This window comes from Ensifer aridi, assembly GCF_002078505.1.
Lineage (GTDB): Bacteria > Pseudomonadota > Alphaproteobacteria > Rhizobiales > Rhizobiaceae > Sinorhizobium > Sinorhizobium aridi.
This window is the reverse complement of the sequence record NZ_LUAV01000035.1, coordinates 139,571-155,020: the sequence shown is the minus strand read 5'-3', so window position 1 is coordinate 155,020 and position 15,450 is coordinate 139,571. Positions and strand designations below refer to the sequence as shown.

The 15,450-nt window shown below is 62.7% G+C and carries 11 protein-coding genes; 2 read left to right on the top strand and 9 right to left on the bottom strand.

The window, feature by feature from the left end; genetic code table 11:
- Positions 1 to 53 precede the first annotated feature (53 nt).
- The 6 genes from AYK65_RS26725 to AYK65_RS26700 form a co-directional block, all read right to left on the bottom strand.
- Entirely contained in the window at positions 54 to 1,277 is a 1,224-nt protein-coding gene (locus tag AYK65_RS26725; RefSeq protein ID WP_081162163.1) for an extracellular solute-binding protein, read from the bottom strand.
- Positions 1,278 to 1,467: 190 nt separating this feature from the next.
- Positions 1,468 to 2,379: an SMP-30/gluconolactonase/LRE family protein gene (locus AYK65_RS26720; protein WP_081162161.1), complete on the bottom strand. Its 912-nt coding sequence runs from the start codon at positions 2,377 to 2,379 to the stop codon at positions 1,468 to 1,470.
- Positions 2,380 to 2,401: 22 nt separating this feature from the next.
- Entirely contained in the window at positions 2,402 to 3,352 is a 951-nt protein-coding gene (locus AYK65_RS26715; RefSeq protein ID WP_081162159.1) for an ABC transporter permease, read from the bottom strand.
- On the bottom strand, positions 3,349 to 4,296 hold the full coding sequence (locus AYK65_RS26710; RefSeq protein ID WP_026614894.1) for an ABC transporter permease: 948 nt from the start codon (positions 4,294 to 4,296) through the stop codon (positions 3,349 to 3,351). Before AYK65_RS26710 ends, AYK65_RS26715 begins: the two co-directional genes overlap by 4 nt.
- Entirely contained in the window at positions 4,293 to 5,747 is a 1,455-nt protein-coding gene (locus AYK65_RS26705; protein ID WP_081162158.1) for a sugar ABC transporter ATP-binding protein, read from the bottom strand. Before AYK65_RS26705 ends, AYK65_RS26710 begins: the two co-directional genes overlap by 4 nt.
- A 68-nt stretch (positions 5,748 to 5,815) precedes the next feature.
- On the bottom strand, positions 5,816 to 6,832 hold the full coding sequence (locus tag AYK65_RS26700; RefSeq protein WP_081162156.1) for an ABC transporter substrate-binding protein: 1,017 nt from the start codon (positions 6,830 to 6,832) through the stop codon (positions 5,816 to 5,818).
- 380 nt (positions 6,833 to 7,212) lie between these two features.
- Here AYK65_RS26700 and AYK65_RS26695 point away from each other — a divergent pair, with 380 nt between their 5' ends.
- Together AYK65_RS26695 and AYK65_RS26690 are read left to right on the top strand one after the other, a co-directional pair.
- Positions 7,213 to 8,466, top strand: a complete 1,254-nt coding sequence (locus AYK65_RS26695) for a GAF domain-containing sensor histidine kinase (RefSeq protein WP_081162154.1) — start codon at positions 7,213 to 7,215, stop codon at positions 8,464 to 8,466.
- The gene (locus tag AYK65_RS26690; protein WP_026614890.1) at positions 8,463 to 9,188 is read left to right on the top strand and encodes a response regulator transcription factor; all 726 of its coding nucleotides are present in this window, start codon (positions 8,463 to 8,465) and stop codon (positions 9,186 to 9,188) included. The genes AYK65_RS26695 and AYK65_RS26690 overlap by 4 nt, the downstream gene beginning before the upstream one ends.
- A 134-nt stretch (positions 9,189 to 9,322) precedes the next feature.
- Here AYK65_RS26690 and AYK65_RS26685 read toward each other — a convergent pair whose 3' ends face one another.
- The 3 genes from AYK65_RS26685 to AYK65_RS26675 all read right to left on the bottom strand — a co-directional run bounded on the left by AYK65_RS26685 (position 9,323) and on the right by AYK65_RS26675 (position 15,430).
- Positions 9,323 to 12,433: an efflux RND transporter permease subunit gene (locus AYK65_RS26685; RefSeq protein WP_081162151.1), complete on the bottom strand. Its 3,111-nt coding sequence runs from the start codon at positions 12,431 to 12,433 to the stop codon at positions 9,323 to 9,325.
- Between the two features lie 14 nt (positions 12,434 to 12,447).
- Complete coding sequence (locus AYK65_RS26680) at positions 12,448 to 13,716, bottom strand: efflux RND transporter periplasmic adaptor subunit (protein WP_081162149.1); 1,269 nt, start codon at positions 13,714 to 13,716, stop codon at positions 12,448 to 12,450.
- A 232-nt stretch (positions 13,717 to 13,948) separates the two neighbouring features.
- Complete coding sequence (locus tag AYK65_RS26675) at positions 13,949 to 15,430, bottom strand: trypsin-like peptidase domain-containing protein (protein WP_081162147.1); 1,482 nt, start codon at positions 15,428 to 15,430, stop codon at positions 13,949 to 13,951.
- Between the last annotated feature and the right edge of the window lie 20 nt (positions 15,431 to 15,450).

Below are 15,450 nucleotides of genomic sequence, written 5' to 3'. Positions count from 1 at the left end.
GGGTGCCCTGCTTCACGCGTTCTCTAACCGCTCGACCCGAGATCAATTCAGCCTTATTTTGCGAGCATCCGGTCAAAGGCGCTTTGTGCGGATGCCAAAGCTGTGTCTGCATCCGCCTCCCCGAGGATCACAGAATTGAGCGCAGCATTAATGGGCTGCATCCAACTTCCCCCGACGTCTCCGAAGAAATACGGCGTGACGTGATCGTCCGACAGGCCCTCGAGAACTACTCGGCTTGTCATCTGTTCGGGCTGGCCGCCCCGCAGCCAAGGGTTGTCAGCGAGACCCGTCCGGCTCGGGAGGGCCAACCCCTGCTCCAAAACCCATTGCTGGGCCTCCTCTGTGGTGAGGAGCGCGGCGACTTTTGCAGCAGCCCTACTGACCTTCGAGGCCGCGTTGACCGCCCAGCCGACGGTGAAAACGATATTGCCTCGTTTGCCGCTTTCAGGGTCTTTCGGCATCCGGACAGTGCCGAGATTCATATTGGGAGCACTATCGCGCAGGGCGCTGATGATCCAGGCACCCTCGATCGCTATGGCAGCCCGCTCGGACGCCAAGCAACCGCCGGTCCAGCTTTGACCTGCGTCGGCGGCCATGACGGCAGCCCCGGACTTCACGAGCCCGGTGTAGAAATCGAAAGCCCGACGAAAACGCTCGTCGAGCACGGTTTTTCCCTGACGATCGAAAGGGGACCAGCCTGTCGACAATGCAAACGCGCCGAACCGGGCATATTCCGGAACGATGCAGAGGCCATCGACCTCCGGAAGAGCCGTGTGCACGGCTACCAGTTTCTCCTGCAGGGTCGTCCACGTATCGTCGTCGCTCGGATAGGCAACCCCCGCATCGTCGAAGATGTCTTTGTTGAAATGGACGGCCAGCGTGTTGAAGTCCTTTGGGATGGCATAAAGCTTCCCGTCATAGGTGAAGGCCTCGAGGAGATTGGCTGAAAAACCAGAAACGTCCTGTGTCACGGGGGCCGCTTGACCGGCGCTGAATATGGAGCGCGCCCAGAAGACATCGACGTAAAAAAGGTCCGGAGCGGTGCCCGCCGACAGGCCGTTGATGATGAATTGCGAAAAGTCGCCATCAACGGGCTCGTACTTCACCGTGATGCCCTCTTTCGCGAGCTTTTCGGCAAGAACGTTGGTCAACAAGCCATTGACAATGGCGACCTCGGACCCGCCCCAACCCGATATCCGCACGGTCTCGTCAGCCAACGCCGGCAAGCCAAGGAGCATGATGGCTACGGCGAGAGCTTTCGCAGGACGGAACAGCATATCGGCTCTCCCTCCGATCAATGGCCACGGAGCGGCAAGTGCGGGACTAAAAGGCGTCCCGCTGCTCAGGAGGTAGATAGCTTCGTAAGCGAAAACGTCGAGCGACACTCCGCTACGATGCAGCGGCCAGGGCAGCGTTTAGCCGGGATGCGCGACGCATTCACCCGCTCAGTGTTCCACTGGCGAATTCTCACGGCATTTGGGCACCGGTCGCCGTGACATAGATCGAGTAGAGCGAGGTGGTCGCAGCGATGAAGAGGCGATTGCGGCGCGGCCCGCCGAACGTGAGGTTTGCAACCGTCTGCGGCACGAGGATCTTGCCAAGGAGCGTGCCGTCCGGGGCAAAGCAGTGGACGCCGTCGCCGGCGCTCGACCAGAGATTTCCCGCCATATCCGTCCGGATGCCATCCGGAATGCCGTTGTCGATCGTCGCGAAGACGCGGCCGTTGGCGAGCCCGCCAGAGGCAACGTCGAAGGCACGGATGTGGCGCGGCAGGCCCTCGTCATGACTCGCGCCGGAGTCCGCGACATAGAGGATCTTCTCGTCGGGAGAGAAGGCGAGGCCGTTCGGCTGGTTGAAGTCGGTGACGACGGCTTCGAGCTCGCCGATCTGCGGATCAAGCCGGTAGACGTTGCGGGTCTCCTGTTCCGGCTCGGCACGATAACCCTCGTAGTCGGAGAGAATGCCGTAGGTCGGATCGGTGAACCAGATCGTTCCATCCGATCGGACGACGACGTCGTTCGGTGAATTGAGTCTTTTGCTCTGGTAACTTTCCGCAAGCACCGTGATCGAGCCGTCCATCTCCGTGCGGGTCACCCGCCGCGTCCCATGCTCGCAAGAGATCAAGCGCCCTTGGCGGTCGCGCGTATGGCCGTTGGCGAAATTCGAAGGCTGGCGGAAGACGGAGACGCCACCCTCCGGCGTCCAGCGCAGCATCCTCTGGTTCGGGATGTCGCTCCAGAGGAGCTGGTTGGCATCGCTGAACCAGACAGGGCCCTCGGCCCAACGGCAGCCGGTATAGAGCTCCTCGAGGCGGGCACTGCCGACGATCATTCGGGCGAAGCGCGGGTCATGAATCTGGTAGATCGGGTTCTTGGCCATGAATGGTGCTTTCTTTATCCCGCTAGCGCGCACCCGGCTGGCGACCGCCTGCCAGCATGATGACGCTGATGATGATGAGGCCGGTCATGATCAGGCGGATGCCCGCGCCGAGCCCGTAAGTGTTGAGCATGGAAACGACCAGGAACATGAAGAGCGAGGCACCCCATATGCCCGGCACGTTGGAATCGCCGCCCGCGACCGCCGTACCGCCGAGGACGACAACGGCGATCGACATCAACAGGTATTCGGAACCCATGTTGAGCGCCGCGCCGCCGGAGAAACAGGCGAGCAGATACCCGGCCAGCGAGGCAAGCACGGCGCAGAAGACGTAGGTGACGAAGCGGGTGCCGTCGACCGGAATGCCTGCCATCTTCGCCGCCGGCGTACTCTGCCCGATCGCAGAAATCCAGCGCCCGTAGACGGTCTTCTCGAGCAGGAACCAGGCGAAGATCGAGATGATGAGAGCAATGATAGCGACGTTGGGAAGCCCGAAACTATTGGCAGTCGTGAAGTCCGCAAGGAAGCTCGGCGGCTTGATGCGCAAGCCGCGATTGGTCCAGATCGCAGCCGACTGGACGATGAAGCTCACCGACAGTGTCGCGATGATCGGCGGGATGCGCAGTGCCTTTATAAGGGCATAGTTCAGCATTCCCACTCCTATGCCGATCAGCACGGCGACGACCAGTCCCGGTACGATCATCGCATTGTCCACGTCCATGAGCTTCAGCGCCACCGTTCCCGCAAGCGTCATCGTGGACGGGACCGAAAGGTCGACATTGCCGGGGCCAAGTGTAATGACGAACATTTGGCCGATGCCGACGATGATCGAGAAGGCGGCGAAGGTGAGCGCTGCCTGGGAGAGGTCGAGCGTGCTTGCGCCGCCCGTCACCATGATAGTGGCGAACCAGACGACGAAGGCAGCGAGCCACGACCAGATCCACGGACTGCGGGACACGCGATCAAGCATCCTCATCGGCCCTTCTCCCGTTTCTCGACCCTGTTGAGCAGCAAGCGCAGCGCCAGCACGATGATGAGGATCGCCCCCTGTGCGCCGATCTGCCAGTCGGGCGAGATGCGCAGGAACGACAGGAACGAGCCGGCAAGCGTCAGCGTCAGGGCGCCGATCACGGCACCGACCGGCGAAACGCGCCCGCCGATGAATTCTCCGCCGCCGAGGATCACGCCGGCGATCGAAAGCAGCGTGTATCGAAGCGCGATATTTGCGTCCGCCGAGGTGGTAAGCCCGACGAGCGCGATGCCGGCGAGAACCGCGAAGAAGCCGGCAAGACCGTAAGCCGCCGCCCGGGCGGCAAGCACCGACCAGCCGGCCCGTTCGACCGAACGCTCATTGCCGCCGACGCCGCGGATCAGTACCCCGAGCGAGGAGCGCATGACGAGAAGATGGGCGGCGGCGGCGATGGCGACGCTTACGACGATCGCCATCGGGGCAAAGGGCGGCTTCATCGTCATCAGCGCGCGCACCCAGTCCGGCGCCTGCCCGCCGGGTGCCGGCAGCAGAAGGACGGCGAGGCCGGCCCAGACAAAGCTCATCCCCAGCGACACGACGATCGAAGGAAGATTGCGCAGGTGGATGACGACGCCGAGCACGGCGTAGACCATGACTACTCCGGCAAGGATGAGCGCTCCGATCATCGGCGCGTCTCGCAGGAAGGTTGCCGTGACACAGGCGACGAAGCTGACGAACGTGCCCATCGAAAGGTCGAGGTCGTTGACCGCCATGATGAGCATCTGCGCGATCGTCGCGAGCGCGATCGGAACGGCGAGATTAAAGAGGAGGTTGAGCCCGACATAGCTCATCGCGCGCGGCTGCAGCCAGAACACGGCGGCAAGCAGCATGGTCAGCGAAAGGGCTGGGATCGCCAGCCGGATCGCGTCCGCGGAAATCGTCAGCCTCATGCCTCTGCTCCCCGGAACGAGGCGGCGAGAATATTCTCCTCGGTGACGGCACCACCCGCGAGTTCCGCGACGATTGCGCCCTCCCGGAAAACATAGACGCGGTCGCAGAGGCAGACCTCCTCCATCTCCGTCGAATACCAGACGAAAGTCCGGCCGCCCGCGGCCTGCTGGCGCACGATTTCGTAGACCTCCTGCTTCGTGCCGACGTCGACGCCGCGCATCGGATCATCCATCAGCACCACCGGGGCGCGCGTCGAGAGCGCCCGGGCGAACAGCACCTTCTGCTGATTGCCGCCCGAGAGCGACAGGATGCGATTGGCGAGATCCTGGGTCCGTATGTCGATGCGGCGCTTCCAGTCGGCGCCTCGCTCCGCCTCGGCCGCCGCATTCACGACCCCGCGCTTGGCGAGATCACCGAGCGAGCCGATCGAGAGATTTTTCAGGATGCTCCAGAGTTCAAAGACGCCGTTCAAGCGCCGGTCCCCCGCCACGAAGGTCACGGCAAGGTCGCGGCGCGGCAGCCAGTCGCTAGTTTTGGCGGCATGAAGTTTCATCAGCATGCGCGTCTGGCCGTGGCCGGCGAGCCCGGCAAGCCCGACGATCTCACCGCGCTTCGCACGGAACGGCATGCCGCGGCCGCCCTGCTCGATAACGACGGGAGCGGCGGCGAGATCGCGGGTCGCGCGGCGATGCGCCTCGCCTTTCACCACACTACCCATGGCTTCAACAAGGCTTTGATCGGTCCAATCCGCGGCAGGCCTGTCGGCGACGATGCGACCGTCCTTCATGACCACGATGCGGCTCGCCGTCGACAGGATCTCATTCAGGATGTGCGAGATCAGGATGACCGATCCGCCGGCGGCGACGAAGTGGCGGACATAGGTGAGCATCTGCTCCGCAAGGCTGGCGTCGAGGGAGGAGGTCGGCTCGTCCAGGATGACGAGCCGCGGCGCGACACCGGCATCGGAGAAGGCCATGGCGATCTCGACCATCTGCCGCTCGGCGATCGAAAGTTCGCCGACACTCCTGTCGCTGGCTATTCCATGTCCTGGGAAAACCGCATCGAGACTCCGCTCGATCACCTCCTTGGCACGTTTTCGCCAGCCGAAGCCGCCGAGATGACGGTGCAGGATGCGGGTATTCTCGACGACGGTTAGATTGGGGCAGAGCGACAGTTCCTGGAAGACGCAACGCACGCCGCGCTCCCGGGCGGCATTAATGCCGTAGTGCGCCAGGATGTCGCCGTCGGCCGAAATACTGCCCTGATGCGGCGTCAGTCCGCCATTGATGACGCTCACGATCGTCGATTTACCGGCGCCATTATGGCCGACCAGGCCCACGCATTCGCCGGGCCTGATGGCGAGCGTCACGCCGTCGAGCGCCTTGACCGCTCCGAAACTGACCTTGGCGTCCGCGACCTCGACGATCGCCTTCGGCTTATCACCTGTCATTGATGTCGGCTTGCTCCAAGAAAATTCGCCGCGCGGCCCTACAGCGCCGCGCGGCATGCGAGGCACCCTTACTTGGCCGCTTCGATGACCTTGATCGCGTCTTCCTGCGTATACTCGACGTTGGCGACGCCGCCAGCCTGGGTGTTGGCAAGGTTCTCTTCGAGGTTGGCCTGGTCGATGCGCAGGAACGGCACCACGAGGTCCTTCTTTACTTCCTTGCCGTCGAGAATCTGCTGCGCGACCCAGAAAGCGAGCGTCGAGACGCCGGGGGCGATGGAGACGGACATGGTCTCGTAGCCGCTCGCGTCCTTCTGCTCCTTCCACCATTTTAGCTCGTCTTCGCGGTTGCCCATGACGATCACCGGCATCGGCCGCTTTGCGGCCGCAATTGCCTGCGCCGCGCCGTATCCGTCGCCGCCCTGCGTCACGACGCCTGCGATCTCCGGCAGGCTCGGCAGAATGCCCGCGACTGCCTTCTGCGCGACGTCCTGTGCCCAGTCGCCATGAACGGAGCCGACGATCTTGAACTGTGGGAACTGCTTGACGCCCTCGTGGATGCCGGCCGAGATCTCGTCGTCGACGAAAACACCGGCAAGGCCGCGAATCTCGAGCAGATTGCCGCCCTGCGGCAGCTTCTTCGAGAGATATTCGACCTGGCTGCGGCCCATTTCCTTGAAGTCGACGGCGATGCGCCAGGCGCAGGGCTCGGTCACGATGCCGTCGAAGGAGACGACCGTGATCCCCGCGTCGCACGCCTCTTTCACCGCACCGTTGAGCGCGGTCGGAGACGCGGCGTTGAGGACGATCGCGTCATAGCCCTGCAGGATCATGTTCTGGATCTGCGCGGCCTGCTCGGTCGCCTGGTTCTCGGCCGTCGTGAAAGCGTCGGCGGCAGCAACGACACCGGATTTGACCGCCTCGCCCGTCACCTTGTTCCAGCTCGTCAGCATGGCCTGCCGCCACGAGTTGCCGGCATAATTGTTGGAAAGGGCAATCTTCTTGCCCGATGTGTCGGCGATAGCCGATACCGGCATGGCTGCGCACGCGACGGCGACAGACGCCATAAGCATCTTACGAATTGTCATGTCTCCTCCCTTCGAATCCGTCCTTCGATCGGATCGCTTCATTGCCGCGGCTGTTCGCGCGCGGCTGAAATTAATGCTTGCACTACAGCCCAGTGCGTCTTTCAGACGCACGAAGGTCGCTGAGCATTTTGAATTGCTGCATGTTCTTTCCCTCAAACCGGCTACGGTTTAAGGGAACACGCACTGAGCTTCCTCCTCTCAGCAAGGGCAGGATGAGCGAGAACGGGGCGGCTGTACAGGCGGCACAAGGCAAGACGTTTGCGGGTTTTGCACGAGGGGATGCGGGTTTACGCAAGACGCGAGGCCGTCTCGGGCGCTTAACTGGGCAGACGATCGCGACTTGGAGGAGCACGGAAGCGATCGCGGGAGGAACTGCGGACATGCCGCATCTGGCGCCGGCCGCACTGGTCGATCATTATCTCGGTATTTCGCGGCTGCTAGCCGGCCAGCTCGATTTCCGTTCCGCTATCCGTGCGGTCGCGGCCGAGATTGCGCACATCATCCCACACGACCATCTCGACGTTTGCATGCTGATGGTCGACGGCAATTACCACACGGCCTACGAAACCGGCATGGACACCGCCTGGGGAAATGTCGCATCGGCGCCGGTCGCCAACAGTCCGATACGTACCCTGCTCTGGGGCGAGGTGGACCATCTGCTGACGGATGATGCCGTCAACGATCCGCGCTTCCACTTCGAGGGTGCCTTCAAGCGGCCGATCATCGAGCAGTCGCTGCGCAGTCGCGTGCACGTGCCGCTGAAGGTCCAGGGAGCAATCATCGGGGCGCTGAGTTGTTCGTCGCAGACGCCGGGCCTCTATGCCCTGGAGGATGTCGACCGCGCGCGCATCATCGCCGACCTCCTGGCGCCCTATTTCTTTGCGCTGCGCGCCGCCGAACAGGCGCAGCAATCGGCGATCGTGGAGGCAGAAGCACGGGCACGCGAGGAAGGCTTGCGGCAGGGGGCGTTGAAGTTGACCGAGGCGCTTGAGCAGGAGCGGCAGCGCATCGGCATGGACCTCCACGATCAGACGCTCGCTGACCTCACCCGCCTCTCGCGTCGCATCGACCGGCTGGCGCGCTCCGGCGAGTTGACCGGCGAAGCGCTCGAGCCGGTATCGCGCGGGCTCCAGCACTGCATGCAGGATCTGAGACAGATCATCGAGCAGGCGAAACCGTCGATTCTGCAGCTCTTCGGTCTCGCCCAGGCCGTCGAGAACCATCTCGACCGGTCGGTCCGCGACAGTGCCACGCCGATTGAATGGGCCCTCGTCGACGAGACCACGGGCACCCTCGACACTCTGGAACCGACGGTCAGCGTCGCGCTGTTCCGGATCGCCCAGGAAGCTATCAACAATGCGGTGCGTCATGCTCAGCCACTCGCGATCACCGTCCGTCTCAAAGTCGAGGCCGGGCAGCTCGCGATCGAGATAGCAGACGACGGATACGGTATTGCCCGGCACCGCGGGCGCATCGGCGGCGGAATCGACAACATGAAGACACGTGCGCGGCTCATCTCGGCGAAGTTCACGATCGGCCCCGGGCGCAACAATCGCGGCACCACGGTAGCCGTTTCGTTGCCGCTCCACCGGAGCGTGGAAAGGCCAGCCATTCAGCGGGAGGAGCAGCGATGAAGGTTCTGATCGTGGAGGACGACCCCTTGCACCGCTCCTACCTTCACGAAGCGGTCTGCTCGGCGCTCCCCGAGTGCGAGACCGTCATCGAAGCGGAGAATGGCATCGCGGGCGAGCAGCTCGCCCGCGATCATAAATCCGCACACATTGTCATGGATCTGCAGATGACGGGCCGCAACGGGATCGAGGCTGCCCGCACGATATGGAAAGAGCGCCCCGACACGCGCATCCTCTTCTGGTCGAACTATTCCGACGAAGCCTATGTGCGTGGGGTGTCGCGCATTGTTCCCGATGGTGCAGCCTATGGCTACGTGTTGAAGTCCGCTTCGGACGAGCGACTGAAACTGGCCCTCCGTTCGATTTTTGTCGAAAGCCAATGCGTAATCGATCGCGAAGTGCGTGGGCTCCAGCAGAAAAGCATCGGGCACGCCAACAGCTTCACCGATTCCGAGTATGAAATCCTAGTCGACATCGCGCTCGGTCTGACCGACCGGGCAATCGCGAAACGCAGGAATCTGTCGCTGCGCAGCGTGCAGAATCGATTGCAGCACCTCTATGACAAGCTTGACGTTTATCAGGCCAGTCCCGAGGATCGCCTCGACAGCCAATTCAACCTTCGTGCTCGCGCAGTGACCGTCGCGTTCTTGCGCAAGTTGCTGAACTACAGCGCTTTGGAGAGAGCCGAGGCGGAGTTGCAAGACTGGCTCAACGATCAGTCCTGAATTCCGATAGCCGAAGACAGTGTTGGTTGCGGCTCGGGAGCGGCCGCCACTCGGTTCCAGCAAGCCGCACCTGATTTGCTTCAGCCCTACTTGAGAAAACCTGGTGAGTAGTCCTTGTGTCGCTCATTCGTGGTTTACCGCGTCGCAGGGCGGACAGCCTCGACCCGGGCGTTGAACAACCGTTTTGACCTGTCGGCGAGCTTCTCCATGTAGAGATAGATCACCGGTGTGACGAAGAGCGTCAGCGGCTGCGAAACGAGCAGGCCGCCGACGACGGCGACGCCGAGCGGCTGGCGCAACTCCGCGCTTGCGCCGCTGCCGAGCGCGATCGGCAGCGTCCCCATCAGGGCAGCGAGGGAGGTCATCATGATCGGCCGGAAGCGCATGAGGCAGGCGCGGTGGATAGCCTCTCCGGCAGACATGCCGGTGCGCTGCAAGGAGAGCGCCACGTCGATCATCATGATCGCATTCTTCTTCACGATGCCGATCAGCATCAGAAGCCCTATGACGGCGATGATCGAAAGGTCGAAGCCGGCGAGGCTGAGCGCCACCAGCGCTCCCGATGCCGCCGAAGGCAGGCCGGAGAGGATCGTCAGCGGATGGATGAAGCTCTCGTAAAGCATGCCCAGAACCATATAGATGGTGAGGATCGCTCCGAGGATGAGCCAGACCTGATTGGACATGGCATCCTGGAAGAGCTGAGCCGTGCCGTAATAGCGGGTCGTAACCTCCGACGGCATGCCGATCTCAGTCTTCAGGCGGCTGATCTCGTCGACGCTGTTGCCGAGCGCCACTCCTGCGGGCAGGTTGTAAGAGATGGTGACTGCGGGCAATTGCCCAAGCTGGTTGACGGTGAGCGGCCCGGGAGTCCTGTCGATACGCGCAAACGCGCCGAGCGGCACCAGCGTGTTGCCGCTGGTCGGCACCTGCAATTCGGCAAGTGCGGCCGGAGACCAGCTCCTCGCCGGATCAAGCTCCATGATCACCTCGTAGCTGTCGCCGGAGGTGTAGATGGTCGAAATCTGTTCCGAGCCGAAACCGCCATAGAGGGTCGAGCGCAGCACGTCCGCGGTAATCCCGAGTTCCGCGGCCTTGTCGGGGTCGATCACAAGCCGGGCCTGCGGCGCATTGTTCTCAAGGTCGCTGTCGACATCGGTGAAGAAGGCACGGTCCTCGCGCATCGCTTCCGTCAGCTTGTCCGCCCATTCGTTCATCAAGCCCTGATCGAGACTCTGGACGACGAGCTGATATTGGCTGGCGGAGCTGCGCGCACCGACGGAAAGATTCTGGACCGGCGTGATGTAGCTCCTGATGCCTGCGATCTCAGAAAGTTGCGAACGCAAATCCGAAAGGATCTTGGGCAATGCCGGCCGCTCGCTCTTCGGCTTCAATTCGACGAAGAGCCTTCCGGAATTCAGCGCCGACGAGCCGCCGTTGCCGACCGAACTTGCCACATGCGCGACATAGGCCGAGCGGGCGAATACGTCTTCGACCTTGGCTTGCAATGCCGACATCACCGCAAAGGAAATATCCGGTCGGGCCTGCGTCGTCACCTGAAGCTGACCGATATCCTCCTGCGGGAAGAAGCCCTTCGGCGTCGTCCGCACCTGATATACCGTCAGGCCGATGGTCGCGACGAACAGGACCAGGACTGCGAAGCGATGGCGCAGGCAGAGCGTCAGCAAACGCTCGTATCCGCTGAGAAGCGCCTCGAAACCGCTTTCGAGCAGTCCATCGAGGCCACGTCTTTCATCGTCATGCGCTGGCGCCTCCGGCAAACGTGCCGCGAGCATCGGCGTCAGCGTCAGGGAGACGAATGCGGAGGCGAGGATCGCGATCGTGACGACCACCGCGAACTCGTTGAAGATTCGGCCGATGACGCCGCCCATGAGGAGGACCGGAATGAACACCGCCACAAGCGACAGCGAAATCGCGATGATGGTGAAGCCGATCTCCCGCGAGGCCGAGATCGCCGCTTCGAAGGCGCCCTTTCCCTTCTCCTCCATATGCCGGACGATGTTTTCCAACATCACGATAGCGTCGTCGACCACGAGGCCGACGGAGAGGGTCAGTGCCATCAGCGAGATATTGTCGATGGAGAAGCCGAAGAGGTACATCACCGCGAAAGTGGCGATGATCGAAATCGGCACTGCAAAGGCCGGGATGAGCGTTGCCCAGAGCCGACGCACGAAGAGGAAGATCACCAGGATGACCAGGCCGATCGTGATGGCAAGGGTGAACTCCACATCGTCGACGGCGCCGCGCACCGACTGCGAACGGTCGTTGAGCATTTCCAGCGACGCCGCCGCCGGCAGGGACTGGCGGAAGGACGGCAGCATCGCCTTCACCTTGTCGACCACGGCCACCGTATTCGCGTCCGGCTGACGCTGGACGGCGAGGATGATCGCGCGCGAGCCGTCATGCCAGCTTGCGGTCTGGATGTTCGCGACCGAGTCGATGACCTTGGTCACGTCGCCGAGCCGAACGACCTTGCCATCCGCGCTCTTGATGATCAGTTTGGAAAAGGCGGCGGCATTATCGAGTTGCGTGTCGGCGATGATCGTCATCTGCCGCCCGGTCGACTGGACCGTGCCGAGCGGCGAATTGTCGTTTGCCGCCGCGACGGCCGCTTTCAGTGCGTTGAGCGAGATGCCGCGGGCGGCGAGCGCGTCGGGATCGATCTCAATGCGGACGGCAAATTGCTGGCTGCCGAAGATCGAGACTTCCGCAACGCCGTCGAGGGTCGAAAGCGCCGGCGAGATCACCTGCTGCGCCAAGGCGTCGAGCTTGGTGAGCGGTACCGTCTCGCTCTTCAGCGCCAGGAGCAGTACCGGCGCATCCGCGGGATTGACTTTGCGAAAGCTCGGCGGCGAGGGCATGTCCTGCGGCAAGATGCGGAGTGTCCGGGTAATGGCAGCCTGGACGTCGGCGGCAGCGGCGTCGATATCGCGGTTGAGTGCGAACTGGATGGAGATCGACGTCGAACCGAGCGCGTTCGTCGTCGATATGCTGTCGATTCCGGCGATCGTGTTGAACTGTTTGATGAGCGGCGTTGCAACGGACGTCGCCATGGTCTCGGGGGATGCGCCCGGCAGGGTCGCGGACACGTTGATCACCGGAAAATCGGTCCGCGGCAGCGCGGCGACTGGGAGCGCGGTATAGGCAAAGAGGCCCGCGGCCACGAGTGCCAGCGACATCAGCAGCGTAGCGACTGGGCGGCGAATGCAGAATTCTGAGATCGGCATGACCGTTTTCCAGGTTAGGCGGCGGGGGGTTTCACGGATGCAGCCGCCGCATCACCAGTCTCGTTCGCTGCAGGCTCTGCGAATTTGTTGGTTATGGAGACCTTGTCACCCGCTTGGAGATTCAGCTGACCTTCCGTCACGACCCTGTCGCCGGCGGAAAGGCCGGAGGTGATCGCCGCGTTTTCTCCATTCTCGGCCGCCACGACGACCGGGCACACCTCCACCGTATCGTCTGCTTTGATCCGATAGACGAAAGAGCCATTCTGGCCCGGTTGGATAGCGACCGCTGGAATGACGGCCGCATGAGAGAGCGTGCTCTCCGCGATGTCGACGTCGAGATATTGACCCGGCCAGAGCTTCTGCTCCCGATTGTCGAACCTGGCCCGCATCATGACCGTGCCCGAGGCCGTATCGACCGCCGAATCGATGAAGTCGAGCACACCCTCGCCGATCACCTCTTCCGTGCCGCTGACCCGCGCGGTGACGTGAGGCGGGGTGCCGGTATCGAGCCGGCCCTTGAACGCCTGTAGGTGTTCTTCCGGCAGACGGAAAGCGACCTCGATCGGATCGATAGCCGTAATGGTGACGAGGGTGGTCGGCGAGCCGCTTGCGGCGGCGCCCACCAGGTCCCCGACCGCCACCTGCACCACACCGAGGCGGCCGCTTATCGGGGCGACGATGCTGGTCAGGCTGAGTGCGACTTTGTCGGAGTCAACCGTCGCCTGGTCCGCCTTCGCTGTAGCATCCGCGGAACGCTGCGCCGAGAGAGCAGTATCGTAGGCTTGCTCGGTGCCAGTCTTGTCGTCCCGCAGCGTTTTTGCACGCTCCAGTTCGACTTGGGCGTCGGAAAGCAAAGCTGAATCTCTTGCCAGAATCGCTTCGTCGCGGCTGAGCTCGGCCCGCAAGGCTCGGTCATCGAGTGAGAACAGAAGATCGCCGGCTTTCACCAACTGCCCGTCCTTCACATGAATGGCCGTGATCTGGCTTGAGATGCGTGCACTGATTGCAACGGTTTCGGGCGCCTCAACGTTGGCGAAAGTGCTGATGACGATGGGAAAGGCTTCCGTCTTGGCTTCGGCAATCTCGACGGCCGTTGCGGCACCTGAGGAACCGCCGGTCGCTTTGCGCGCGGGATCACTGGTCCTGCCGGAGGGGTCGACGCTCGCATCGGCATGGATGTTCGACAGCGCCAATGCCGGCAATTTCGCCAAGACCGGCGAAACGACCATCCCCGCCAAGGTGCAGACAAGAGCGACTATGGCTATGACAAACCGGCTAGGCATTCCATGCACTCCGCTTTTCCGGGAGGGAGACATGAGGCGATCATCCTCGTTCGTTCTATGAAAAGGACCCTGGTTCCCATGACCCCGCAAAGCTGTCCCCAAAACAGCTGGATCCGCAGAGCGAGGGGTTGGCGCAGCCCGCTTGCGGCGGGCTGCGGCTCCCTGGAGTCGGCGTCAGTGCCAGGCAACTGGCGCCGAGTTCGGCCCGTCCTGGAATGTGCCGGCGACAGGCTTACACGTGCTGCAGTGGCAGTGCGACGAAATGGGTCGTGTCGCCCGACTGGAGCCGTACCAGCGCCTCAGACTTGCCTTCCTTGCGAAGCGAGACAAGGTCCTGACGGAAGTCCTTGGCATTCGACACAGCCTTGCCGCTGACGTCGAGAATGATGTCGCCAACGGTGAGACCATGCTGGGCGGCCTCACCGTTGGGATCAATGGCGACGACGACCATGCCTTTTTGGCCAGGACCCGCCACCTTGCTTGCCGGCGCAAGCAGCATGCCGAGATTTTGCTGGTTCTGGGCTGCGCTGCTGCTGTCGCTTGCCGCCACGACCTCGGGAGGACGATCGACAGGCATAGTTCCGAGAGTCAGTGCGATGTCCTTCGTTGCGCCATCGCGCAGGACGCTCAACCTAACCGAAGTGCCTGGCGCGATCTTGGCGATTTTCTGCGCCAATTCGCGCGGGTCGGTAATCGCTTTGCCGTCGAGGGCGGTGATGACATCGCCCGGCTTGACACCCGCCTTCTCAGCCGGGCCTTTCGGCTCGGCCTCGTCGACGAGCGCGCCCTTGGCCTCTCTCAGCCCGAGGCTCTCAGCGATATCCGGAGTAATCTGCTGTTGTTGGATGCCGATCCAGCCGCGCGTGACATAGCCCTTTTCCTTCAGTTCGGCGATCACGGCTTTGGCGGTGTCGGCAGGAATATCGAAGCCGATGCCGACCGAGCCCCCGGAGGGCGAGAAGATAGCCGTGTTGACGCCGATGACATCGCCATTGACGTCAAAGGCCGGCCCGCCCGAATTGCCGCGGTTGATCGGTGCGTCGATCTGAATGAAGTCGTCATAGGGCCCGGCGCCGATGTCGCGTCCCTCAGCGGAGACAATGCCGGCGGTGACCGTGCCGCCCAGGCCGTAGGGGTTGCCGATCGCGATCACCCAATTGCCGACACGCGGGCGCCCTTCGGCAAATTTGACATGCGGAAAGTCGCTGCCGTCGACCTTGATCAAAGCGAGGTCGGTTTTCGGATCGGTACCGACGACCTTTGCGCTGTGGCTCTGGCCGTCGTTCGTCGTGACCTCGACCGATTTCGCGTGATCGACCACGTGATTGTTGGTGACCGCATAGCCGTCCGCCGAGATGAAGAAGCCGGAGCCCTGGCCGATCATGACTCCGCCTCCGCCGCCGCTATCGGGAGAGCCGTCCTGACCGTCGTCTGCGGTCTGTTGAGTTCCGTCAAGCTCAACCCGCACGGAAATGACCGCAGGCTTCACCCCCTCGACGATGTCGGCAAAATCGGGCTCCGCCGCAGTTTGCCGCTGGGCGGGGCCGGTCGCCGCCCGCGCAGCAGCATTCCAGCTTTGCGCAGCCGGATGGTGCAGGGCGACGGGTTCCATCACGATCGCCGCCAAGCTCAGGACGGATACGGACGAAAGGGCCGCCAGAGCCGCCGTCAACCGGCGAACCCGCGAATTCTTGGCTTTTACAGATCTGGCCATGACGTGTTTCCTTCTAGTAA